Below are 23979 nucleotides of genomic sequence, written 5' to 3'. Positions count from 1 at the left end.
GCCCGGCACCCGGGCGGCCGGATGCGCCGATGGCTGGGCAACGGCCTGGTCCAGGCGTTCCTCGCAGTCGTCGGACTGGTCTGGATCACCCCGGTGGCCGGGCTGCTGCTGTCCTCGCTGCGCACCGCCAACGACAACGCGGCGAGCGGCTGGTGGACCGCGCTGACCAGCCCCGGTCAGCTGTCGTTCGACAACTACACGGCGCTGCTGGGCAACTCCGGCATCACCCGGGCGTTCTGGAACACGGTGCTGATCTCGGTACCGACGACCGTGCTCGTCGTCGTCATCGCCGCCCTCGCCGGGTACGCCTTCGCCTGGCTGGAGTTCCCCGGCCGTGACTGGATCTTCCTGCTGGTGGTGGCTCTCCTGGTCGTCCCGGTCCAGGTGGGCCTGCTCCCGGTCGCCAAACTCTTCGGCCAACTGGGCCTGTTCGGCACGATCCCGGGCGTGGTGCTGTTCCACGTCGCCTACGGGCTGCCGTTCGCGATCTTCCTGCTGCGCAACTACTTCGCCGACATCCCGCGCGAGATGCTGGAGGCGGCACGGATGGACGGCGGCGGCGAGTGGCGGATCTTCACCCAACTGGTCCTGCCGGTGGGCCGGCCCGCCCTCGCGAGCCTGGCGATCTTCCAGTTCCTGTGGGTGTGGAACGACATGCTGGTGGCGCTGCTCTTCGCCGACAGCTCCTCCCAGCCGCTGACGGTGGAACTCCAGTCCCAGGTCCGCCAGTTCGGCTCCAACATCGACGTCCTGGCGCCCGGCGCCTTCCTGTCCCTGATCGTGCCGGTGGTGGTCTTCTTCGCCTTCCAGCGGCACTTCGTGCATGGCGTGATGGCGGGGTCCGTGAAGTGAGGTCACGGGTACGGATGGGGCGCCTCGCTCGGGGGAGGCGCCCCGCCGTGCCCGCGTCAGCGGATCGGCATGCCCGACAGGGTGCGGGCGATGACGAGGCGCTGGACCTCGCTGGTGCCCTCGAAGATGGTGTAGATCGCGCTGTCCCGGTGCATGCGCTCGACCGGGTACTCGCGGGTGAAGCCGTTGCCGCCGAGGATCTGGACGGCCTGGGCGGTGACCTTCTTGGCGACCTCGCTGGCGTACAGCTTGGACATCGAGCCCTCGGCGGAGGCGAACGGCTTGCCGGTGGTCGCCATCCAGGAGGCGCGCCAGACCAGGAGCCGGGCGGCGTCGATCTGGGTGCGCATGTCGGCGAGCTGGAAGGCGACGCCCTGGTTGTCGATGATGGGGCGGCCGAACTGGACGCGGGTCTTGGCGTAGTCCAGGGCCACTTCGTACGCGGCGCGGGCGGTGCCCACCGCCATGGCGCCGACGGCGGGGCGGGACGCCTCGAAGGTGGCCATGGCGGCGTTCTTGACGCGCTCGCCTTGGGTTTTCGCCTTCTCCCGGGCGCGGGCGAGGCGCTCGTCGAGCTTCTCCTTGCCGCCGAGCAGGCAGGAGCCGGGGACGCGGACGTCTTCGAGGACGACCTCGGCGGTGTGGGAGGCGCGGATGCCGTGCTTCTTGAACTTCTGGCCCTGGGAGAGGCCGGGGGTGTTCGGCGGGACGATGAAGGAGGCGTGCCCCTTGGAGCCGAGCTCGGGGTCGACGACGGCGACGACGACGTGGACGTTGGCGATGCCGCCGTTGGTGGCCCAGGTCTTGGTGCCGTTGAGGACCCACTCGTCCTTGGCCTCGTCGTAGACGGCGCGCGTACGCATGGCGGCGACGTCCGAGCCGGCGTCGGGCTCGGAGGAGCAGAAGGCGGCGACCTTGACGTCGTCGGGGTCGCCGTACATCTGCGGGATCCAGGTGCCGATCTGTTCCTCGGTGCCGTTGGCGAGGACGCCGACGGCCGCCAGGCCCGTGCCGACGATGGACAGGGCGATGCCCGCGTCGCCCCAGAACAGCTCCTCCATGGTCATGGGGATCCCGAGGCCGGTGGGGTCGAAGAACTGCTGGGCGTAGAAGTCGAGGGAGTAGATGCCGACCTTGGCGGCTTCCTGGATGATGGGCCAGGGGGTCTCCTCGCGCTCGTCCCACTCGGAGGCGGCCGGTCGTATCACGTCCTCGGCGAAGCCGTGCAGCCAGTCACGGACCTGCTTCTGGTCGTCGTTGAGTTCAAACGTGAACTCGGCCATGTTCCCTCCCGGCGTGTTACTTGCGGTAACAGCAGTCTGTTACTGGTAAGTAGCACCTGTCAACCGGCCGGCCCGCCGGGGTGGGTGTTACGTTGCGCGGGTCTTACGGACATCGCACGGGCGGGGAGACACCCTATGGACACCACACACCGGACCGACCAGCAGCGCTCGGCCGACCAGCGGCGACGCGAACTGCTCGAGGCCGCGGACCGGGTGGTCCTCCGCGACGGGCCGCAGGCGTCCATGAACGCCATCGCCGCCGAGGCCGGCATCACCAAGCCGATCCTCTACCGGCACTTCGGCGACAAGGGCGGCCTGTACCGGGCGCTCGCCAAGCGCCACACCGACGCCCTGCTGTCCGCCCTGCGAGCCGCGCTGGACGCGCCCGCCGACCGGCGTGAGCGGGTGGAGGCGACGCTCGACACGTACCTCGCCGCCATCGAGGCGCGGCCGCAGGTGTACCGGTTCCTGATGCATCCGTCGGAGGACGCCGGCACCGGCCAGCAGCCGGAGCAGGGCTTCGACATAGGCCGCCACTCGGCACCCGTACTGCGCCGCATGGGCGAGGAGCTCGCGCAGGTGATCGCCGAACGCGTCGACCTGGGGCCGGGCAGCGAGGCGCTGGCACGCGTCTGGGGCCACGGCATCGTCGGCATGATGCACGCGGCGGGCGACTGGTGGCTCGGCGAACGCCCCTGCTCGCGGGAGGAGTTGGTCCGGGGCCTGGCGGACCTGCTGTGGGGCCGCCTGGAGCAGGTGGACGACAGGGCGGGCGGGCCGAGGTTCTAGGGCGGGGTGCGGGTGGCCGCTGCGCCGTGCCTTCCCGTAACCGGGGGCTCCACACCCGGACCCCCGCGCCTCAAGCGCCGGCGAGGCCGCAGTTTCCGCCCGGGAAAAGGCCCCGCGCAGCGGCCCGCGGCCGTCAGCGGGCGCGTCCCCAGGGAGCGCGTTTCGCCGCGCGGAGCGCCTTCGCGCGGCGCCAGCCGGAGAGACGGTCCGGGTAGACCGTGCCCTCCAGGTGGTCGCACTCGTGCTGGAGGCAGCGGGCGAAGAAGCCCGTGCCCTCGACGCGCACCGGCGTGCCCAGCAGGTCGACGCCCTCGACCACCGCGTGGTCGAAGCGTTCCGTGCCCGCCTCGATGCCCGGCAGGGACAGGCAGCCCTCCGGGCCGCGCACCGTGACGCCGTCCGCCTCCACCAGGCGCGGGTTGACGAGGTGGCCGAGGTGGCGGACGTCCTCGTCGTCGGGGCAGTCGTAGACGAAGACCCGCAGGCCCACCCCGACCTGGTTCGCCGCGAGGCCGACGCCGTTCGCCGCGTACATCGTCGCGAACATGTCCTCGATGAGCCGGGACAGGGACGGACCGAAGTCGGTGACGGGCTCGCAGGGGGTGTGCAGGACCGGGTCGCCGAGCAGGGTCAGGGCTCGTACATGGCCGGAACTGCCGGGGATCGGCCGGTTTCGCATGGCGTCCAGCGTACGTTCCACCCGCACCGCGGGGTTTCGGCAGGTGGCGCGGTTCGGGCGCCCGGCCGGACCTGGATAGGCTGAGCCCGGACCCACGCTAGGAGGAACAAGGACGATGGCAGGCAACACGGAGCCGCTGTCGCCGCGCGCCAAGCTGGCCGTGACGGCAGGAAAGGCCGCAGCGGCGGTGTCACGCGCCGCGGGACGCGGCAGCGGATCGGTGATCGGCGGCAAGGTGGCGCTCAAGCTCGACCCCGACCTGCTCGGGCGGCTGGCGCAGCACCTGGACGTCGTCCTGGTGTCGGCGACCAACGGCAAGACCACCACCACCCGGCTGATCGCCGAGGCGCTGCGGGCCAGCGGCCCGGTCGTCTCGAACGCGCTCGGCGCGAACATGCCCGCGGGCATCACCTCCGCCCTCGCGGGCGGCTCGGACGCCAAGTACGGCGTGATCGAGGTGGACGAGAAGTACCTCGCGGGTGTCGCCCGCGATGTGACGCCCAAGGCGATCGCGCTGCTCAACCTCTCCCGCGACCAGCTCGACCGCGCCGCCGAGACGCGGATGCTCGCCGAGAAGTGGCGCGAGGGCCTGTCCGGTACGAAGGCGGTCGTCATCGCCAACGCCGACGACCCGCTCGTCGTCTGGGCCGCGTCCTCCTGCCCCAACGTCGTGTGGGTGGCGGCCGGTCAGGAGTGGAAGGACGACGCCTGGTCGTGCCCCGCCTGCGGCGGTGTGATGCAGCGGCCGGGTGACGACTGGTTCTGCGGCGAGTGCGGCTTCCGCCGCCCCGCGCCGAGCTGGGCGCTCAGCGGCGACCACGTCCTGGACCCGCACGGCTCGGCCTGGCCGATCCACCTGCAGCTGCCGGGCCGCGCCAACAGGGCGAACGCCGCCACCTCCGCGGCTGTCGCGGCCGTGTTCGGCGTACCGCCGCAGGTGGCGCTGGAGCGCATGTACCAGGTGCAGGCGGTGGCCGGCCGGTACGACGTGGTCTCCTTCCAGGGCCGCGACCTGCGGCTGCTGCTGGCGAAGAACCCGGCGGGCTGGTTGGAGACGTTTTCGCTCATCGACCCGCCGCCGACGCCGGTCATCCTGTCCGTCAACGCCCGTGGCGCGGACGGCACGGACACCTCCTGGCTCTGGGACGTCGACTACACGCGGCTGGCCGGGCATCCGATCGTGGTGATCGGCGACCGCCGGCTGGACCTGGCGGTGCGCCTCGAAGTCGCGGGCCTGGACTTCCGGGTGTGCGAGACCGTCGACGAGGCGGTGCAGCTCTCCCCGCCCGGGCGGATCGAGCTGATCGCCAACTACACCGCGTTCCAGGACGTCCGCCGCCGCGTCGGCAACTGACCCTCAGAAGGATGAGCATGAGCGACAGCAGTCTGCGTCTCGTGTGGGTCTACCCGGACCTGCTCAGTACGTACGGAGACCAGGGCAACGCCCTCGTGGTGGAGCGGCGCGCCCGCCAGCGGGGGCTGGACGTGCAGCGGGTGGACGTGCGCAGCGACCAGCCGATCCCGACGTCCGGTGACATCTACCTGATCGGTGGCGGCGAGGACCGGCCGCAGCGGCTGGCGGCCGAGCGGCTGCGCCGCGACGGCGGCCTGAACCGGGCCTCCGAGAACGGCGCGATCATCTTCTCGGTGTGCGCCGGGTACCAGATCCTGGGCCATGAGTTCATCAACGACCTCGGGGAGCGGGAGCCGGGCCTCGGCCTGCTGGACGTGATCTCGACGCGCGGCGAGGGCGCCCGGTGCGTCGGTGACGTGCTGGCGGACATCGACCCGCGCCTGGGCCTGCCCCAGCTGACCGGTTTCGAGAACCACCAGGGCGTCACGCACCTCGGTCCGACGGCCCGCCCGTTCGCCCGGACGGTGTTCGGCAACGGCAACGGCACCGGGGACGGCACCGAAGGCGCGTACAACGACACCGTTTTCGGGACGTACATGCACGGACCGGTCATGGCGCGCAATCCGCAGATCGCGGACCTTCTGCTGAAGCTGGCCCTCGATGTGAACGCGCTGCCGCCGACCGACGACCGGTGGTACGAGGCGCTGCGCGCCGAGCGCATCGCGGCGGCCTCGCAGCCGGCCTGACGGACCGTCGGCCCCCAAGCTTTGTGTGTTCGTATGACTACCGTCCAGTAGTCGGACGCTCGTTTCGGCCCCGTCACCCATTGTCGGTAGGGTGGCGGGGATCCAACCGGACGACGTGGTCCGGGAGTCGGCCCACGTTGCAAAGGTATTTCGGGCTATGCGCATTGGTGTGCTCACCTCCGGCGGCGACTGCCCCGGTCTGAACGCCGTCATCCGTTCCGTCGTGCACCGCGCCGTCGTCGACCACGGGGACGAGGTCATCGGCTTCCACGACGGCTGGAAGGGCCTCCTGGAGGCCGACTACCGCAAGCTCGACCTGGACGCGGTGGCCGGCATCCTGGCCCGTGGCGGTACGATCCTCGGCTCCTCCCGCGTCCAGCCGGCGCATCTCGTCGACGGTGTCGAGCGGGCCAAGGGGCACGTCGCCGACCTGGGCCTCGACGCGATCATCCCGATCGGCGGCGAGGGCACCCTCAAGGCGGCCAACCTGCTCTCCGAGGCGGGGCTGCCGATCGTCGGCGTACCGAAGACCATCGACAACGACATCGCGTCGACCGACGTCACCTTCGGGTTCGACACGGCCGTCGGGGTCGCCACGGAGGCGCTGGACCGGCTGAAGACCACCGCCGAGTCCCACCAGCGCGTGCTGATCGTCGAGGTCATGGGCCGCCACACCGGCTGGATCGCCCTGCACTCCGGCATGGCCGCGGGTGCGCACGCGATCGTCGTCCCCGAGCGGCCCTTCGACATCGACGAGCTGACCGCCAGGGTCGGCGCGCGCTTCGAGGCGGGCAAGAAGTTCGCGATCGTGGTCGTGGCGGAGGGCGCCAAGCCGCGCGCGGGCACGATGGATTTCAACGAGGGCGGCAAGGACATCTACGGGCACGAGCGGTTCGCGGGCGTGGCCCAGCAGCTGGCCGGCGAGCTGGAGCAGCGGCTCGGCAAGGAGGCCCGTGCGGTGATCCTCGGCCACGTCCAGCGGGGCGGCACGCCGACCGCGTACGACAGGGTCCTGGCCACCCGGTTCGGCTGGCACGCGGTGGAGGCGGCGCACCGGGGCGAGTTCGGCATGCTGACCGCGCTGCGCGGCACGGACATCGTGATGGTGCCGCTGGCCGAGGCCGTGGAGACGCTGAAGACGGTGCCGTCGGAGCGGTACGACGAGGCCGAGACCGTCCTGTGATTTCTGTTTTGTACTGAACATCCCGCCCCCGGTCGCAGCCGCGACCGGGGGCGGTTCTAGTCTGGACCGGCAAGCGGACAACCCAGCACGAAACGAATCAGGAGCCGGCGGATGGATCACAGCGGGCACGGGATGCACGGCATGCCCATGGATCTGCCGCCCTTCACGCTGGGGCGGGGGCTCGCCTTCTCGCCGGACACCTTCTTCCTCGTCGGCTGCCTGCTGGCCCTCGGCCTGTACGCGTGGGGCGTCGCCCGGCTGCGCGGGCGCGGCGACAGCTGGCCGGTCGGCCGGACGGTGTTCTTCGTCGTCGGCGTGCTGAGCGTCGCGCTGGTGATGTGCACCGGACTGAACGACTACGGCATGGTCATGTTCAGCGTCCACATGGTGCAGCACATGGTCATCAGCATGCTGTCGCCGATCCTGCTGCTGCTCGGGGCGCCGGTGACGCTGGCGCTGCGCGCGCTGCCGGTGGCGTCACGGCGGGGGGACAAGGGGCCGCGCGAGCTGCTGCTGGCGCTGCTGCACAGCCGGTACATGCGGATCGTCACGCACCCGGCGTTCACGATCCCGCTGTTCATCGCGAGCCTGTACGCCCTGTACTTCACGCCGCTGTTCGACTTCCTGATGAGCTCCAAGCCGGGGCACATCGCGATGATGGTGCACTTCCTCGCCGTCGGCCTGGTCTTCTTCTGGCCGATCATGGGCGTGGACCCGGGGCCGCACCGGCCCGGCTATGTGATGCGGATGCTGGAGCTGTTCGCGGGCATGCCCTTCCACGCCTTCTTCGGCATCGCGCTGATGATGGCGACGGAGCCGATGGTCAAGGTGTACGAGAACCCGCCGGCCTCGCTCGGCATCGACGCGCTGGCGGACCAGAACGCGGCGGGCGGCATCGCCTGGGCGTTCAGCGAGATCCCCTCCGTGCTGGTGCTGATCGCGCTGGTGTACCAGTGGTACCGGTCCGAGCAGCGCCAGGCGGTACGCAAGGACCGGGCGGCCGACCGGGACGGGGACAAGGAGCTGGCGGCGTACAACGCCTACCTGGCCTCACTGCAGGCGCGCGGACAGTAGCGCGGACCCCTGTTCTGGGGTGACCATGGCGGTACGGCCGCCATGAGGAGGACGCGCATGTCCGGTTCCACGAAGACGATGGGTGGGCTCACCATCGGGGCGCTGGTGGTGACGACGGCGTACACGGTGGCGCTCGGCAGCAACGGCTGGCTGTGGTTCGGCTGGGTGGTGCTCGGGCTGGTGACGATCGGGATGGCCGCCACGCGCGACACGTGAGCGGACACGTGGGCCGACAGGTGAGCCGTGCGCCCGGGGGCACGGCCCACCGTTGCGGAGTGTGATCGTGGCACCACGTTCTGTGTCGCGTTCAGCGGTGTGGCGTGGCGTCCCGCACCGCGACCAGGCCGTTGAAGACGCCGACGTACGCCGTGCCGTCCGGGCCCAGGGTGATGGGGGCCCAGTTGTTGTCGTACAGCGGGCCCGTGCCGGTGAGCCTGCGCCAGCGTTCCTCGCCGGTGCGGAAATCGACGGCCGTCAGGTACCAGGCGTCGACGCCGAGCGGATGCGGGTCCTTGGTGTAGAAGTACAGCAGCCCGTTGGCGGTGGAGAGCTTCGGGACGGTCGACGGTGAGCGGACCGGGCTTTCCCAGACGGTGTCGCAGCCGCTGCCGTCGGCGCGTACGTCGATCCGGGTCACGCCACCGGTCACGCTGCGGCCGAAGGTGAGCGAGGTGACGTTCTCGTAGCCGTAGTTGTTCTCGACGACCAGGCTGTTGCCCCAGGAGATCAGGGAATTGTCGGTGGTCGACCGGCCGTGGGGGAACACCGGCACCGTGCACACCAGCCGGCGGTCGTCCGGTACGCCGGGCTCGCGCCGGTGGACGAGGACGTTCATCCGGTCGTCCGCGTTGTCCGTGATCGCCACGTAGCGGTGCCCGCCCGCTCCGAACAGGTCTGGCGTGGTGCCCGAGCCCTGGTTGACCGAGCCGGGTTTGGCGCCGCTGCCTCGGTCGTAGACCTGCCGCCAGACCACCTCGGGCGTGCCGTCGGGCCCGGCCCGGAAGCTGTAGAGCGCGTGGTCGGAGACGATCGAGACGCCGTCCTCGGCCACGGAGAAGGAGTTCTGGATCTCCTCGCCGGGCAGCCGGACGGACCGCACCGTGCCGTCGGCGGGGTCGAGCGTGCCCACCCTTCCCTGGCGGGTCACCCACCAGACGCGCCCTTCCCAGTCGGGCATCACCGACGTCACGGGATCACACTCGCCGCTGGGGCGGAGGTTGGTCCACGTCACGCAGTCGTGCGGCACGTGCGCCGTCAGGTCCCAGTCCGCGTCGACGGTGAACCGCCATGCCCCGTCCGGGCCGCGGGTGTGGGCCAGGCGCACGATGTGCTGGCGGGAGTCGGCGAGCACGAGCCGGTCCTCGTTGTCGAGGTACGAGTACGCTCCGCCGGAGGTGTCCTTGAAGATCCGGGAGAAGTCCAGCCGGGTGATGGCCTCGACGGTGGACGGGCGCTGCGGCAGCGCGTACTCGGCGAGTGTGGCCAGCGAGGTGGGGTCCAGCAGTTTGACGACGAAGCCCGAGAACGTGCCGCAGACGGTGACGATACGGCCGGCACGGTCGAAGGTGACGTTCGCGCACTCCCCGCCCAGCACCGCCATGGATGCGCTGCGTACCACGGGGGAACGGCCCAGCGGGCCGCTCCATGGGTACGTGCCGCTGCCCGCCGCGTCCGCGTGCATTCCGCTGCGGCCGTTGGGTGCGAGGTACGGATGTTGCGGCGGGTCGTCACCGGGCACGGGCCGGGGCGTGGCGGCGGCACCCGTGTATCCGGGCACGAGCCGGTGGCCGGGAGCGAGGGGGATGTCGTCGGCGTGGGCGCCCGTCAGGGGCAGCAGCGCCCAGGCGAGGAGGAATGCGGCGAGCACGGTGGCACCGCGCCGCCGGATCGTGGTCGGCATGCGGTGACGCTAGGACGACGATGTTGACACGTCCATGCCCATGAGGGCCTGTTCATGTGGCTGTCGCACAACGCCCCGGTGGGTTCAGACCGGTGGGTTCAGAAGCGGAAGACGGGGCCCGTCTCGGTGTCCAGGACGCATGCGTTCGGGTAGGTCTTGCGCCAGTCGAGCCGGAGGCCGTGCCACTCGCCCACGGCACGGGCGGTGACCGGGTCGAACCTCTTGGTGCACGGATGCTGGTCGCCGCGCAGCCGGTCGAGGTTCCCGCGCGCCGTGTCGAGGGCCGCGCAGGCGCCCTCGGCGTGGGGGTGCGGCCCGGCGGGACGGGGCGAGCAGCGCAGCCGGACGCCCCGGATCCAGCTCTGGTCGCCGCCCGAGACGGTGAGGAACAGGCCGTGGTCCCGCTCGTGGGTGTCGGCGTGGACGGGCACGGCGGCGGCCAGGGTGAGGGCGAGGAGAACGGCTGCGGCGGCGGTGACGCGGAGGGACATCTCGTACTCCCGGGGCTCCTGGTGCGGGCACACGCAGGGCCAGAGCACTCCCGCCCGGCGCACCTGCCAAGCCGACGCGCCGCGCGGTAGCGCGTACGGCCCACACCAGCCTCACGCGGGCACCCGTTCCCTGCCGCGCCGGGCGGCGGCGACCGCACCGAGCACCAGGCCCACACCGAGCACGATCAGGCCGCGCAGCCACACCTCGGGCTCGATCCGGGTGGCGAGCAGGACGCAGGAGGCGGCGCCGAGCACCGGGATCACGGTCGGCGCCCGGAAGTGGCCGGGCACCCCCTGGTCACGGCGCAGGACGAGGGCGGCGGTGTTGACCAGGAAGAAGACCACGAGGAGCAGCAGCACCAGGGTGGAGGCGAGGGTGGCGACGCTGCCGGTGAGGGCGAGCAGCATCGACAGGACGGTCGTGGCCGCGATCGCCGCCCACGGGGTGCGGCGGCCGGGCAGCACCTTCGTCAGGGCGGCGGGCAGCAGACCGTCCCGGGCCATGCCGTAGGTGAGCCGGGAGGACATGATGCCGGTCAGCAGCGCGCCGTTGGCGACGGCGACCAGCGCGATGGCGCTGAACAGCCACACCGGTACGCCGCCCGCCGCCTTCACCACTTCCAGGAGCGGCCCGCTGGACTTCGCGAGCGTGCTGGTCGGTACGGCGGCGGAGGCGGCCAGGCCGACGAGGACGTACACCGCTCCGGCCGTGATGAGCGCGCCGAAGAGGGCGCGCGGGTAGGAGCGGCGGGGGTCGCGGGTCTCCTCGGCGACGTTGACGGAGGTCTCGAAGCCGACGAAGGAGTAGTACGCCAGGACGGCGCCGCTCAGGACGGCGCCGGCCGCGCCCTGCTCGGCCGTACCGAGCTGGGTGAGGCGTGCGGGATCGCCGTCGCCCCGCAGCAGGAGCAGGGCACCGAGCACGACGATGATCGCCAGGCCGCCCACCTCGATGACGGTGGCGACGACGTTGGCGCGCGTGGACTCCCGGATGCCGCGGGCGTTGAGCAGGGCGAGGGCGGCCAGGAACAGGACCGCGACCACGGCGACGGGGACGGTGACGAAGGCCGTCAGGTAGTCCCCGGCGAAGCCCCGGGCGAGCGCGGCGACCGAGACGATCCCGGCGGCGAGCATGCAGAAGCCCGCGAGGAACCCGGCGAACGGCCCGTAGGCGCGGGTGGCGTAGTGCGAGGCGCCGCCGGCGCGGGGGTACTTGGTGGCGAGCTCCGCGTAGGAGGCTGCCGTGAGCAGGGCGAGCGCGAGGGCGGCGGAGAGCGGCACCCAGACGGCGCCGCCCGAGTCGGCGGCGACCTGGCCGATCAGGACGTACACACCGGCGCCGAGGACGTCGCCGAGGATGAAGAAGTAGAGCAGGGGTGTGGTCAGGGCGCGCTTGAGCGGCTGGTCATTCGCTGTCGTCGACATGAGGGCCCGTCTTCCCCGGACGGGGGGCGGCAGACGGGACGTTGGTCCCGGGGTGGGGGGTGACAGGCCCTGGCGGGGACGGGCAGGGCGGGCGGGCGGGGCCCGGGGCGGCGGGGCCCGGGGGCGGCGGGCAGGGGCGGCGGGGACGAGCAGGGCCGGCGTGGCCCGGGGGCGGCGGGCAGGGGCGGGCACGGGTATGAGGTCAGCGGCGCATCGGTCCCCAGGGGCGGCGTTGGCGGGCCACTTCCGCTTCCGCCTCGCCGATGACGGCCAGGTCGATCCAGCTGACCGGCACGATGTCGGACAGGAGCGGCTCGTTGTCCGGGCCGCGGGCGACCTCGCGGCCGCGGAGTGTCCAGGGCCGTACGTCGCCGTCCCGGTCGCGGCGCAGATGGCAGTAGTCGTACAGCCGGCGGGCCACCCACAGCCGGAGCGGGCGGTCGCCCCACCACGACTCGACCTGGAGCGGGTTGGCGGACAGGCCCGGCATCGGGATGCCCGTGAGCTCGTCGACGCTGCGGGTCGCGCCGAGGTCGTGGGCCGGTCCCCGGGACCAGCGGACGTAGAGCGGTCCCTGGCGGTCGACCAGCTCGCCGAGCTCCTCGAGGGACCGCACGGTGGGCAGCACGGTCTCTCCGTCGGGGGCCGCTCTCCGGCCGGCCGTGTGGGTCATGGGCTTCACCCTCCTCGGTGGCTCGTGGTGCGGAGGACCACCGCGTACCCAGCCATTTTCGGGCGACGCGCGGGTTCCCACCACGCGACCGCCGTCCCACCCCCGCTCGGGTCGCGCGCGGCAGGGCGCACACGCTGCGCACGGCGGCGCAAGAGAGCGCATAGGGGCGCTCGGAACGGAGGGGCGCGCGCCCCCAAACGTACCCGGGCAATGTTCCTCCCACGCCGCCCGGGGAAGCCGGATGGGTGACCATACGGGTGCCCGCCATGCGCGCATCGGGGCGGATGACAGGGAGGGGACGGACATGACCAGGGTGCTGGTACTGCACAGCGTCAGTCTGCTGAGGTCGGCGTTGGTGGCGCTGCTGAAATCGGAGGGATCGTTCGACGTGTACTCGGCCGGCTGGCGCAGCGCGAGCAGGCACGCCGAGTCCTTACGGCCGGATGTGTGCGTGGTGGACCTCGACTGTCCGGGGGCGGCGGCGCTGCTGGACGGGGGCGCGGAGGCGGACCGCGCGGTACTGGGGGCGCGGGCGGCGCTGCTGGTGCTCGCGTCGGCGGGGCGGCCGGGGGCGCTGCGCCGGGCGTTCGAGGCGCGGGCGCTGGGATACGTCGACAAGCACGGCTCGCCGCACCGGCTGGTGCGGGGCATCCACAAGGTCGCCGAGGGCGAGCGGTTCGTGGACGAGTCGCTCGCCTTCGGGTTCCTGGAGGCGTCCAGAATGCCGTTGACGGCACGGGAGCTGAGCGTGCTGACCCGCGCGGCGGAGGGGGAGTCGATCGCGGAGATAGCGCGGGGCCTGCACCTGTCGAACGGGACGGTGCGCAATTACATGGCGTCGGCGACCCGGAAGGTGGGCGCGCGCAACCGGATCGACGCGATCCGTATTTCGCAGGGCGCGGGGTGGGTGTAGGGGGCGTCCGCAGTCACGCCGCGTCGGGCTGCCAGAGGCCGACGAGGTCCCGGTAGAGCTGCGATCTTGTGAGCAGTTCGTCGTGCGGGGCGCACTGGGCCCGGTCCCCGTCCAGGACCAGGACCCGGTCGGCCCGTACGGCGGACGAGATGCGGTGGGCGACGACGAGGAGGGTGCCGGGCCGGTCGGCGAGGGCCCGTTCGGCGTGCTCCTCGGTGTCGGGGTCGAGGTGGCACGTCGCCTCGTCCAGGAGGAGGAGCGGGGCGGGCGACAGGTAGGCGCGGCCGAGCGCCAGCCTCTGCCGCTCGCCGTGCGACAGGCGGCGCGGGTCGATCACCGCGTCCTGCCCGCCGAGCCGCCGGATGAGGGGCGCCAGCCCCAGCGCGTCCACCGCCCGCTGGACCTGGGCGGGGGTGGCGTCGGGGCGGAGGTAGCGGAGGTTGTCGAGGACGGTGCCGGTGAAGACGTACGCCTGCTGGGGCAGGAGCGCGGGTACGCCGGTCACGGCGACCGTGCCGCCGGTCGGGGCCAGGAGCCCGGCGAGCAGGGCGGTCAGGGTGGACTTGCCGATGCCGCTCGGGCCCACCACGGCGAGGTGCTCCCCCGGCTCGACGACGAGGTCGAGGCCGTCCAGCACCGGGCGCGCCCCCGGACCGTACGCGAAGGTGACGCCCCGCAGCTCGGCGGCGGGCGGGACGGGGCGCAGGAGGGCGGGGGGCCGCGGGCGTGCCGGGCGTGCCGGCGGGTCGGCCGGCGGGTCGGTGAAGCGCTCCAGGACGACCAGCAGCCGTGTGCCGGCCGCGCCGACCGCGGTCATCAGCGCGTCCAGCGCGGGCAGCAGTGCCTGTACGAGGTAGGTGAGGGCGCCGAGCAGGGCGCCCGCGGTGACCCCGCCGCGCAACAGCCACGGCGTGGCCAGCAGCAGTGCGACGACCGGCAGCCGGCCCGCCGCGCCCAGGGCGAGGGTGCGCACGGCCGCCCAGCGCGCCAGGCGCCGGGAGAGCCGGGCTTCGGCGTCGATCAGCCGTCCGGCCTCGGCCGCGACGTGCCGCTCGCCGCCGCACGCCACCACGTCCCGCAGCCCGGCGCCGACCGCGCCGACGCGGGCCGACAGTGCCTCGTCGGCGTCGAGGAAGGCCCGTTGCACGGCGGCCATGGGGGCGAGCGTGGCGAGGAACATCCCCAGCCCGAGCAGGAGCGGCGGCAGGACGACGAGCGTCAGCGCGGGTTCCAGGGCGGCCATGCCGAGCAGCGCGCCGAGGGCGGTGAAGACGAACGAGCGGGCGGTCAGCACGAGGCCGGCGAAGCTGTCGCGGGCGATCTCGGTCTGGTGGGTGAGCCGGGAGACGGCCGCGCCGCCGGCCGCGCTCTCGGCGCGCGCCGGGTCCGCCACCGCCGCGTCGAGGGCGTGCGACACGGCCCGGCGGACCAGTCCGTCCCGCAGTGGTTCGACCAGGCCCGCGAGGCCGCCGAACACCCCGCGTACGGCGAGCCCGCCGAGCAGCGTCCCGGCGGCGGCCACGGTCAGCCACAGCAGGCCGGTGCCGGTGCGGCCGGCGAGGAAACCGTCGTCCAGGGCGCGGGCGACTCCGTACCCACCGAGGAAGGTGTGGGCGGACTCCAGCAGGGACCAGGCGGCCAGCCGCAGCAGGTCGCGCTTGCGCCGCCGCAGGAAACGCCGCGCTTCGGGCCGGACCCGGCGGGCCGCCGTCATCCCTCTTCCGCCCCTGCGGCGGTGAAGACGGCCCGGTACGCCGGGTCCCGCCACAGCGTGCGGTGCGGCCCGACGGCGCGTACCCGGCCGCCGTCCAGCCACACCACCAGGTCCGCCCGGGCGGCGGAGGAGAGCCGGTGGGCGACGACGAGCCGGGTGCCCGGCCGGACGTCGTGGGCCAGCGCCCGCTCGACCTGCCGCTGGGTGACGGTGTCCAGGCCGGACATCGCGTCGTCGAGGATCAGCAGCCGGCCCGCGTGGGCGAACGCCCGGGCCAGGCCGAGTCGTTGCAGCTCGCCGCCGGAGAGCGGCGCGTCCGCGAGGGGGGTGTCGTAGCCGTCGGGCAGCCGTACGACGAACCCGTCCGCACCGGCCGCCCGGGCGGCGGACCGCACGGCGGCCGGCCCTGGCAGGTCGGCCCCGAACGCGATGGAAGCGCCGACCGTGGTACCGAAGAGCGCCGGACGGGAGAAGGCGTGGCCCACCTCGCGGCGCAACTGGCCGGGCTCGACGCGGTCCAGACGTACCCCGTCGAGCAGGACGTACCCCTCGTCGGGGTCGGCCAGCCGGCCCGCGACGGCCGCGAGCAGCGACTTGCCCGCGCCCGACCGGCCGACCACGGCGGCGGTCGCCCCGCCCGGCACCCGCAGGTCGATCCCGCGCAGCACGGCCACGCCGTCCCGTACGACGGTGACGCCGCGCAGTTCGAGCGTGCCGGTGCCGTCGGCGGGCAGGGTCTCCGCGCCGTGCGGTACGGCCGGGAGGGCGAGGAGCTCGCCGGTGCGGCGGGCCGCGGCCCGGCCGCGGACCAGGCCGCCGAGTGCCGCGGCGACCGAGCCGACGCCGGCGGCGAGGGCGGCGTACCGGGAGGCCGCCACCAACTCGCCGACGCCCAGGGCGCCGGAGGCCAGCCGGGCGCCGCCGACGGCGAGGACGACGCACACGAGCAGGGGCATCAGCACGCCGCTGCGGGCGACCGCGCGGCCGTACACCCGCCACATCGTCCGCCCCTCGGTGTCGAGTTCGGGAAGCGTGGCGAGGACGCGCCGCCGTTCGTGTGCGACGGTTCCGGCGGCGGCGATGGTACGGGCGCCGGCCAGCGCCTCGAGGAGGCGGTCCGCCATGCCGGATTGCACGCGCTGGTAACGCGAGACGGTGTCGGAGGAGGTGCGGGCGAAGGCCCGGAGGAGGAGGACGAGCAGCGGGACGCCGGTCAGGAAGGCGGCCGCCGTCCACAGGTCGATGAGCAGCAGCGCGACCAGTGCGCCGAGGGGCGGGAGGACCGTGGCGAGGGCGCTCGCGGCGGTCGCCGGGACGGTGCCGGCCTCGGTGGCGTTGGCGGTCAGCCGGGTGGCGAGGTCGCCGGGGGCGAAGCGGGCCGCCGCGTGGTGCGGGGAGGCGGCGAGCAGGCGGCCGAGGGCGCGGTGGCGGAGCCAGGCGGTGGAGCGGGCGTTGGTGGTGCCGGTCAGCAGGGCCACGAGCGCGTCGAGGGCCACCTCGGCCGCGATCAGCGCGCCGCACAGGGCTACCCAGCGGGGTGCGTCGGCGGACCCGGCGAGCAGCAGGTCGAGGCTCCGGCCGAGGACGGCGGGCTCGGCGAGGGCGGCCAGCGCGGCGCCCACGGAGCAGACCAGGATGGCCGCGGCTCGCCCCCCACTGTGCCGGGCGGCCCCCCACAGAACCCGGTCGGTCCCGGGGGCCCCGGTGGGCTGCTCTACGGCCGGAGGCTCCTTCCGCGCCGGCGGAACCTCCGGCTCCGGCGCGGCGCCCCTGGTGGGCGGGGTCTCCCCCACCGCGTACTGACCGCCCCGTGCGGCAGCGGCCTCCGGCTGCGCGGGCGGAGTCGGTTCCGGGGGCGGGGAGGTCATGGGGCCGGTGTCCTCCTCGGGGCGGGGCGTGAACGGGTCCGGGCGGGAACGGGTCCGGGGCGTGAACAGGTCCGGGGCGTGAACAGGTCCGGCGGGAACAGGTCCGGCGGGAACAGGTCCGGGCGGGAACGGGCCGGGATGCGGGTGGTCCCGGGCGGGGTGAGCCGCCCGGGACCGGGTGATCCGTACGGGCGCGCGGCATTCGGCACCGCGCGACCGGGCGGGTCAGTTACAGGTGGTGACGCTCAGGCTGCTGTCGCCGCAGAGCAGCAGGCTGGCCCGGCTGCCGGTGGCGATGTCGCCCGTCGCCTCTTCCTTCGGGGTCTCCATCGACTGCAGGTCGAGAAGGGTCATGATTGATTCCTCTCCTTCATGGGGACGGTGTGCTCTGTCTCGGCCCCTGGCTGGGGCCGGCTCGTGGGCCGCCGGAGCGGCGGGAGGAACGGCAGGTGCGCGTGTCCGTCGGACGCGGCGCTGCCGAGGGCGAGCAGGCAGCCGGCGGTGCCCGTGGCGAGGTCCATGGACAGCCGCATCATCTGCTCGCCGGGGAAGGCCAGATGGCCCTGGTACGGCACGGCGTGCCGGCCGAGGGCGTCGATCTGGCGCCGTACGTCGGAGGTCTCGGTGCCCGGCCCGGGCACGGTGGTGCGGCTCAGGTACAGCACCATGCCGGCCGCGCCGCGGAACAGTCCGGGCTGGGCGTAGAACGTGGCCTGGGCGGCCCGTACGATGTCGCGGCGCGCCTGGTCGAAGTCGGCGTCGTCGCGGTGGGCGGCGTAGTCGTCGAGCACCATCCCGATGCCGACGCTCCCGGCGCCCAGGTACGGCATGGTCCGCCAGCCCTCGTCGACCTGGAGGGTGCCGCCCGCGCTGGTCACGCAGCGGGCGAGGTCGCGCCGGAGCGCGTCGGCGGCCAGGTCGAGCAGCCCGGTGTCACCGGTGCGTTCGTACAGGCGGAGGAAGAGGAGGGCGGGCCCGGACGCGCCGTACAGCAGCCCGGCCCGGGAGATGCCAGGCAGGGCGCCCGCGACCAGGTCGGCGCAGCGCAGGGCGGCGTCCCGCATCCCGAGCGCGTCCAGGGCGAGGCCGACGCCCGCGAGGCCGCTGTGCAGGTCGGGGGCGATGTCCTCCCAGGGGCGCTGGAGGGTCAGTTCGGCAAGCTCCAGGGCGCGTTCGGGGTGGCCGAGACGGTCCAGCGTCCAGGCGAGGCCGGCGAGGCCGTCGTAGAACCCGGCCGGTGTGCCGGACTCGGGTTCCTTGGTGCGGCGCAGCAGCCACTCCTCGGCTTCCTCGCAGCGCCCGGCGCCCGTCTCGGCGAGGGCGTACAGGACGCCCGCGGTGCCGTAGCCGAACGTCAGCCCGCCGCCCGCCGCCGCGAACTGGGCGATGTCGCCGGGGAAGAACCGGTCCTCCCGCTCCGGTGTCGCGGAGGCGAGCACGGCGCGCACCATGGAGTCGCGGCTGCGCGGCCAGTCGCCGGGCTCGACGGGCAGGTAGGGTCCGCCGGCGGAGGAACCGGCGATCTCCTCGACCGCCTCGTCGAGGAAGCCGCGCGGTACGGGGAAGTGCGCGGCCGCGATGTCCGCCAGGTGCCGGGCCTTCCCCGGATCCAGCGGGAACAGACTGGTCAGCGGCATGAAGAGAGCGATCCGCAGGCACGCCAGCGCGTAGCGGTCGACGGCGAACCCGCGCCGGTCGGGCGGTGCGACGAACGCCGGGTTGGCGACGGTCTGGCGCCGTCCCTCGTCGATGTGCGCGGCGGCCTCGAAGTCGAGCAGCATCACGGACGTCTCGTCCTCGGACACCATGATGTTGAACAGGTGCAGGTCGTTGAAGACGACCCCGCGTGCGTGCACCGCGTCCACGGCCTCCTCCACCAGGCGGTGGATCCGCAGCGCCCATTCGGTGTACTCGGCGAGCGACTCCGGTGTCGGATCGGCCTCGATCAGCGGGTGCCGGCGGGCGAAGAAGGTGTTGAGGGGCTTGCCCTCCAGGAACTCCATCGCCAGGAAGTGGTGGTCGCCGAGGACGAACGTGCCCCGCACCTCGGGGGTGTACGGCAGTCCGGCCAGCCGCTCCAGCGCGGTCTGCTCGCGCCGCAGCCGGGTCACCGCGTCGGCGCCGTCGGCGGCCAGGCCGGCGTGCGGGCGGGCTTCCTTGAGGACGACCTTCTCGCCGGTGCGGCGGTCGTGGCCGACGTACACTCCCCCGCCGTTGGAGAAGTGCAGGGCGCTGTCGACGGTGTACGGGATGTCGGTGACCGTCACGGCGGCGCGTGCGTCGAGGTGGGGCTTGAGGAAGGCGGGCGGATCCACCCAGTCGGGTAACTGGAAAACGGGACCGCGCAGGTCGGGGACGAGCCGCCCGTCGGGGTGCTCGACGGCCGGGCACAGTTCGCCGTTCTCGCCGTAGCAGTGCCGCTGCGTGAAGCTGCCGTACCGGACGTACACCGGTCCTTCGCCCCAGCGGAGGTCGCTGAGGATGTACGGGCCCGGCTCGCCGTCGAGCAGTGCCGCCAGGTCGTCGGCGATCCGGTGGCACTGCTCGTCACCGGCCGGGTAGACGGTGATGAACTTGCCGCTGGCGGCGCGGTCGGCGTACTTGGCGTTGCGGGTGTGCAGCAGGTAGCGGCTCGGTACGAACTTGAAGGCGACGCCCCGGGCGAGGCAGTACTCCATGACCTTCGAGAGAATCGTTTCAGCATTCTCCAGGCAGGCCGAGACGTGGATCTTCCAGCCCTGGGCGGGCAGCGTGAGGTCGACCGGGCGGAGGGCCAGCCAGTCACCGCTGCGGTGCCGGCGCCACCCCTCGGGTACGGGGGCGAGCGCCGCCCCGTACAGCGCGCCCCTGCGGTCGGTGCCCTCGGCGGACAGCCGGTACGGCGCGTCGTAGAAGTGGCGGTCCGCGTCGCAGAAGGCGGCGTAGCCCTTGATCACACCTGCTCCCTCGGTCGGCGACGGGGACAACCGTGTCACCGGAGAGCCGGGCCGCAACAGTCACAACCGTCAGCAACCGACCGTGCGGAACGCATGAGTAACCTCGCGCCCCTCTGGGCTCCCTAGGACACGCCTACGCCGCCGACCGGCCTTCCCGGGCGACCAGGGTGAAGGAGTGACCGGCCGGGTCGGAGTACGTCCGCACGTCCCGCGGGCCGGAGTTGTCCCTGGTCTCCACCGGCCGGGCGCCCAGACCGACCGCCTCGCGCTCCGCCTCGTCCATGTCGTCCTGGGCCACCAGGATGTGCAGGTGGGCCTGCTGGGAGTCGTCGGGCCGGGGCCAACTCGGCGGCGCGTAGCCGTGATCGCGCCGTACGGCCAGGCATACGCCGTGGTGGCCGGCCACCTCGATGAAGTCGGGATCGGTTCCGCGTCGCGTCGTCGCGTCGAGGAGCTTGGCGTAGAACTCCGCCAGCGCCTCGGGTTCGGCACTGTCCAGGACCAGGACACTCTTCTTGGGTACGGTCATGCACCTCTTGTGCCCCCATCCCGGCGGCCGTCACCCCCGGCGCCGGGGCCCGCGAGCGGCAGTGTGCTCAGCGCGCCGCGGTCGACCTTGCCCTGTGGGGTGAGTGGCAGCACGTCCAGCCAGCGGCGGAAGCCGGGGATCATATGGGCCGGCAGGCGGGTACGGAGAACCTCCGTCAGTGTGCCGTCGACGCCGGCGTCGCCCACCAGGCAGGCGAGGAGCGCCGGTCCTCCCGGGGCGTCGTCGCGCAGGACCACGGCGGCGTCCCGCACCCCGGGGCAGTGCAGCAGTGCCTCCTCCACCTCGCCGATCTCGATGCGGAACCCGCTGACCTTCACCTGGTTGTCCATACGGTCGAGGAACTCCAGCGTCCCGTCGGGCAGCCGGCGTACCCGGTCGCCGGTCGCGTACATCCGGGCGCCGGGGCGGCCGGCGAAGGGGTCGGGCAGGAAGACGGCGGCGGTGCGAGCCGGACGCCCCAGGTAGCCCCAGGCCAGGCCGTCGCCGGCGAGGTACAGCTGGCCCGCCCGGCCGGCCGGTACGGGAGCCAGGTCGTCGTCGAGGACATGGGCCCGCACGCCGCGGATGGGCCGCCCGATGGGGACGCGCCGGGGCGGGGCAGGGTCGCAGCGGTGGAGCGTGGCGGTGACGGTCGCCTCTGTCGGCCCGTAGGCGTTGACCACCGTCAGGGACGGGGGCGCCCCGGTGACACCGGCTCCGTCGAGCAGGGAGCCGCCGGTGATGACGAGCCGTACGCCCGCCTCGGCCAGCCGAGGCAGGAGAGCCCGGCCGTACGGACCGATCACCGCCGCTGGGAGGTCCACCACCGTGGCACCCAGGCTGCTCGCGGCTTTGAGGATGCTGCGGGGCAGGAAGCCCTGGTCCTCCGGGATGGCCACGGTCGCGCCGTGGCAGAGGGCCATCAGGCAGTCCTGCACCGAGACGTCGACGGAGGGGCGGGACGTCCAGAGCACCACGTCGCGCTCCGGTACCAGTTCGAAGTCGTCCTTCGAGGTGCTGATCAGGTTGAAGAGGGCGTCGTGTGGGACCGCGACCGCCTTCGGCCGCCCCGTGGACCCCGATGTCGTGATCGCGTACGCGAGATCGTCCGGTGCGGGACCGGTGAACGGGGCCGCGCCGGGACCGGCGGAACCGCCTGCGGAGCTGAGGCCGCCGTGGTCGGGGTCGTCGAACCCCGTGATGACCAGTGCCTCCGGGTACGAATCGAGCGGGGCCTCGACGAGCACGGTCACGCAGCCGGTCTCCTCGATCACACGGCGGACGCGTCGGGGCGGATCGTCCGGGTCCAGGGGAAGGCACGCGGCGCCGCACCGCAGGACGGCCAGCAGACCGAACAGCGCGGCGGGTCCCCGCCGCGCCAGAAGACCCGCCAGCGTTCCCTGTTGTACACCGGACCGGGACATCCGGAGGCTCAGGTTCTGCACGGAATCGTGGAGTTGGGAAAAGGTCCAGGAATGGTTCGGGGTCTTGACGGCGGTTGCGTGCGGACGTTCCTTTATCTGCAATGACAGGAGGTCACACACGGTACGGGGAGTTGACGACAACGTTCCGTTTGGGCGGTCGGCGCGCACAACACCTCCAGGAAGGCCGGGTAGAGCGACAACCATGTAGGCAGAGCCATTTCGGCGCTCGAACGGAGTGCCTATACTCGGCCAGGATCGCACTCCCGTCGAGTGGAGAGCCGATGAAGAGACGCCAGTCGATCCGGAACCGCCGTACCGATCCCGCAAGCGTCCTCAGCAACCGGTCCGCTCACGCCGGGATCACACCCGACGAGGCCAGGCTCGGTCATTTTCCCATGTCGGGTCGCTTGTCCGGCCGTTCAGCCGTCCTTTGCACGGCGTTCGCGTCGCGGTACGACCGGCCGAATCACCCATGACCGCGAGTACGGTTTTTCAGCCACTTTCCGGCAATGCGGCCCGTGCAATACCCGGTACGGGCCGTGAATACATCGCACGCCCACGCACTCCTCGGAGGATTTATGCCCCTGGGAAAGGTCCCGACCCCCGTCGACGGACAACCGCCCGGCCGGGCCGACGTCGTCATCGTCGGCAATGGCGCCCTTGGCCTGTTCCTCGCCGATGAACTGATGCGACGACAATTCGGCTCCGTCACCGTCGTAGGCCCCTGGGCGCGGGGAGGCGGCGCGAGCCAGGCCGCCGGGGCGATGCTCGGCTGCTTCGGCGAGGTCACCCGGGAAACCCTGCGCAACCGGCCACAGCGCAGCCGCTTCGAGATGGCCTTCGCCGCCCACGAGCGGTGGGAGGACGTGGTGAGCGGCCTGGAGGACGACGCCCCGGGCCGGCCGCCTCTCCGCACGGCCGACGAGACCCACGTCATCCTGAACGCCGTCGGCGCGGAACTGGACTCGATCAACTTCGAGGCGATGCTCGCCGCGCTCGACGAGTACAAGCAGCCCTGGGAGGAAGTGGATCCGCGCACCATCCCCGGCTATCGGCCGAGGACCGAGTCCCGGGCGCTGCGCGCGGTGCGGCTGCCCACCGAGGGGGCCGTCGACGCCCGTGCCGTACTCAACGCCGTGCAGGAACGATTACTCCGCGACGGCGTGGCCCTGGTGGACGCCACCGTGCGGCGGCTGACCGGCGGCTCCGACGCCGTCACCGGGGTCGAACTGGACGACGGCCGGCTCATCGAGGCCGGCACCGTCGTCGTGGCGGCCGGAGCTGCCAGCGAACAGCTGGTCCAACCCTTCCTCGACGGTGCTCTGATGCCGACGTTTCCCGGGCTCGGCTTCGCGATGCTCTCCCGACGGGTCGTCGGTGAACCGTTCCGCAGCGTGGTCCGCACCCCCAACCGCGGCTTCGCCTGCGGACTGCACGTCGTGCCCGCCGGTCCTGGCATGGAGTACCTGGGTGCCACCAACCGCCTGGTCGACCGCCCCACCGATGTCGTTCCCGTGGGCGACGTCCGGTTCCTCGCCCAGTACGCCATGCAGCAGTTGGACGAGGACATCGCGCGTCACGACGTCGTCCGCTACCTCACCGGCAATCGTCCGATGACCCTCGACGGGTTCCCGCTGATCGGCGCGCTGCCCGTCCCCGGTCTGTACCTGATGACCGGCACCTACCGCGACGGCTTCCACTGCGCACCACTTCTCGCCACGCACGTCGCCAATGAACTGCAAGGGCGCCCCGGCGTCATCGACCCCATGTTCACCCCGGTGCGCCGCCCCATCGAGACCCGCACCCTGGAGTACTCCGTGGAGGAGTACGTCGAACACACCCTGGCCGCGTGGTTCGAGACGGGCGCACAGGCCGCCCCGCAGATGACGACCGCCCAGCTCGCCAACTCGTACCGACTCCATGCCACCCAGGTGTACGAGCGGCTGGGGATCGACTACGGACTCGCCCCGGACGTGCTGTGGTACGCGGCCGGCAGCCTGACGGGTGCCCGCCGCATCGCCCGCTACCTGCGCCGCGGCGAGGCCCTCACCGGGGCGGTACACCCCCCGGCGACGGCGGGCGCCACGAGCGGCGGGGAACCGGGGATCGCACGGACGACGGAAGCACGGGAAGGAGAGCGGTGATC

At 72.8% G+C, this 23979-nt stretch carries 21 protein-coding genes; 9 read left to right on the top strand and 12 right to left on the bottom strand.

Annotated features, from left to right (window positions below; all coding sequences use genetic code 11):
- The first annotated feature begins 21 nt into the window (after positions 1–21).
- A complete protein-coding gene (locus tag AMK26_RS17840; RefSeq protein ID WP_073755688.1) occupies positions 22–852 on the top strand; it encodes a carbohydrate ABC transporter permease in 831 nt (276 codons plus the stop codon).
- 56 nt (positions 853–908) lie between these two features.
- Here the strand turns inward: AMK26_RS17840 and AMK26_RS17835 are convergent, their stop codons facing one another.
- Positions 909–2135, bottom strand: coding sequence for an acyl-CoA dehydrogenase family protein (locus tag AMK26_RS17835; RefSeq protein ID WP_073755687.1), 1227 nt, complete (start codon positions 2133–2135; stop codon positions 909–911).
- A 135-nt stretch (positions 2136–2270) separates the two neighbouring features.
- Here AMK26_RS17835 and AMK26_RS17830 point away from each other — a divergent pair, with 135 nt between their 5' ends.
- Entirely contained in the window at positions 2271–2924 is a 654-nt protein-coding gene (locus AMK26_RS17830; RefSeq protein ID WP_073755686.1) for a TetR family transcriptional regulator, read from the top strand.
- A gap of 133 nt (positions 2925–3057) precedes the next feature.
- Here the strand turns inward: AMK26_RS17830 and def are convergent, their stop codons facing one another.
- Complete coding sequence (gene def / locus AMK26_RS17825; RefSeq protein ID WP_073756248.1) at positions 3058–3603, bottom strand: peptide deformylase; 546 nt, start codon at positions 3601–3603, stop codon at positions 3058–3060.
- 115 nt (positions 3604–3718) lie between these two features.
- On the opposite strand from def, the gene AMK26_RS17820 reads away from it, so the two are divergent.
- From AMK26_RS17820 to AMK26_RS37310, 5 genes are all read left to right on the top strand, one after another.
- Complete coding sequence (locus AMK26_RS17820) at positions 3719–4957, top strand: Mur ligase family protein (protein WP_073755685.1); 1239 nt, start codon at positions 3719–3721, stop codon at positions 4955–4957.
- Positions 4958–4974: 17 nt separating this feature from the next.
- Entirely contained in the window at positions 4975–5703 is a 729-nt protein-coding gene (locus AMK26_RS17815; protein WP_073755684.1) for a type 1 glutamine amidotransferase, read from the top strand.
- A gap of 157 nt (positions 5704–5860) precedes the next feature.
- Complete coding sequence (locus AMK26_RS17810) at positions 5861–6886, top strand: 6-phosphofructokinase (protein WP_073755683.1); 1026 nt, start codon at positions 5861–5863, stop codon at positions 6884–6886.
- Between the two features lie 111 nt (positions 6887–6997).
- A complete protein-coding gene (locus AMK26_RS17805; RefSeq protein ID WP_073755682.1) occupies positions 6998–7960 on the top strand; it encodes a cytochrome c oxidase assembly protein in 963 nt (320 codons plus the stop codon).
- A 57-nt stretch (positions 7961–8017) separates the two neighbouring features.
- Complete coding sequence (locus AMK26_RS37310; protein ID WP_179166440.1) at positions 8018–8176, top strand: hypothetical protein; 159 nt, start codon at positions 8018–8020, stop codon at positions 8174–8176.
- A gap of 91 nt (positions 8177–8267) precedes the next feature.
- Here the strand turns inward: AMK26_RS37310 and AMK26_RS17800 are convergent, their stop codons facing one another.
- From AMK26_RS17800 to AMK26_RS17785, 4 genes are all read right to left on the bottom strand, one after another.
- Positions 8268–9860 (bottom strand): hypothetical protein, encoded by a 1593-nt coding sequence (locus tag AMK26_RS17800; protein ID WP_073755681.1) that lies wholly within the window; start codon positions 9858–9860, stop codon positions 8268–8270.
- Between the two features lie 98 nt (positions 9861–9958).
- Positions 9959–10351, bottom strand: coding sequence for an SSI family serine proteinase inhibitor (locus tag AMK26_RS17795; protein ID WP_073756247.1), 393 nt, complete (start codon positions 10349–10351; stop codon positions 9959–9961).
- A gap of 111 nt (positions 10352–10462) precedes the next feature.
- The gene (locus AMK26_RS17790; protein WP_073755680.1) at positions 10463–11776 is read right to left on the bottom strand and encodes an APC family permease; all 1314 of its coding nucleotides are present in this window, start codon (positions 11774–11776) and stop codon (positions 10463–10465) included.
- A gap of 202 nt (positions 11777–11978) precedes the next feature.
- Entirely contained in the window at positions 11979–12449 is a 471-nt protein-coding gene (locus AMK26_RS17785; protein ID WP_073755679.1) for a DUF6098 family protein, read from the bottom strand.
- 304 nt (positions 12450–12753) lie between these two features.
- On the opposite strand from AMK26_RS17785, the gene AMK26_RS17780 reads away from it, so the two are divergent.
- Positions 12754–13362: a response regulator transcription factor gene (locus AMK26_RS17780; protein WP_079277720.1), complete on the top strand. Its 609-nt coding sequence runs from the start codon at positions 12754–12756 to the stop codon at positions 13360–13362.
- Positions 13363–13375: 13 nt separating this feature from the next.
- Here the strand turns inward: AMK26_RS17780 and AMK26_RS17775 are convergent, their stop codons facing one another.
- The 6 genes from AMK26_RS17775 to AMK26_RS17750 form a co-directional block, all read right to left on the bottom strand.
- Positions 13376–15076 (bottom strand): ATP-binding cassette domain-containing protein, encoded by a 1701-nt coding sequence (locus tag AMK26_RS17775; RefSeq protein WP_073755678.1) that lies wholly within the window; start codon positions 15074–15076, stop codon positions 13376–13378.
- Positions 15073–16944 (bottom strand): ABC transporter ATP-binding protein, encoded by a 1872-nt coding sequence (locus AMK26_RS17770; protein WP_079277655.1) that lies wholly within the window; start codon positions 16942–16944, stop codon positions 15073–15075. The genes AMK26_RS17775 and AMK26_RS17770 overlap by 4 nt, the downstream gene beginning before the upstream one ends.
- 225 nt (positions 16945–17169) lie before the next feature.
- Complete coding sequence (locus AMK26_RS17765; protein WP_073755677.1) at positions 17170–17298, bottom strand: SapB/AmfS family lanthipeptide; 129 nt, start codon at positions 17296–17298, stop codon at positions 17170–17172.
- On the bottom strand, positions 17295–19880 hold the full coding sequence (lanKC, locus tag AMK26_RS17760; protein ID WP_073755676.1) for a class III lanthionine synthetase LanKC: 2586 nt from the start codon (positions 19878–19880) through the stop codon (positions 17295–17297). The genes AMK26_RS17765 and lanKC overlap by 4 nt, the downstream gene beginning before the upstream one ends.
- A gap of 133 nt (positions 19881–20013) precedes the next feature.
- On the bottom strand, positions 20014–20409 hold the full coding sequence (locus AMK26_RS17755; protein WP_073755675.1) for a VOC family protein: 396 nt from the start codon (positions 20407–20409) through the stop codon (positions 20014–20016).
- Positions 20406–22037: an amino acid adenylation domain-containing protein gene (locus AMK26_RS17750; protein ID WP_079277654.1), complete on the bottom strand. Its 1632-nt coding sequence runs from the start codon at positions 22035–22037 to the stop codon at positions 20406–20408. Before AMK26_RS17750 ends, AMK26_RS17755 begins: the two co-directional genes overlap by 4 nt.
- 374 nt (positions 22038–22411) lie before the next feature.
- Between AMK26_RS17750 and AMK26_RS17745 the strand changes: the two genes are divergently transcribed.
- Positions 22412–23977 (top strand): NAD(P)/FAD-dependent oxidoreductase, encoded by a 1566-nt coding sequence (locus AMK26_RS17745; RefSeq protein WP_073755673.1) that lies wholly within the window; start codon positions 22412–22414, stop codon positions 23975–23977.
- Positions 23978–23979 lie beyond the last annotated feature (2 nt).

The sequence above is a fragment of the Streptomyces sp. CB03234 genome (genome assembly GCF_001905885.1).
Classification (GTDB): Bacteria; Actinomycetota; Actinomycetes; order Streptomycetales; family Streptomycetaceae; genus Streptomyces.
Note: the sequence above shows the minus strand (reverse complement) of the source record. Positions and strands in the feature narration are given on the sequence as shown.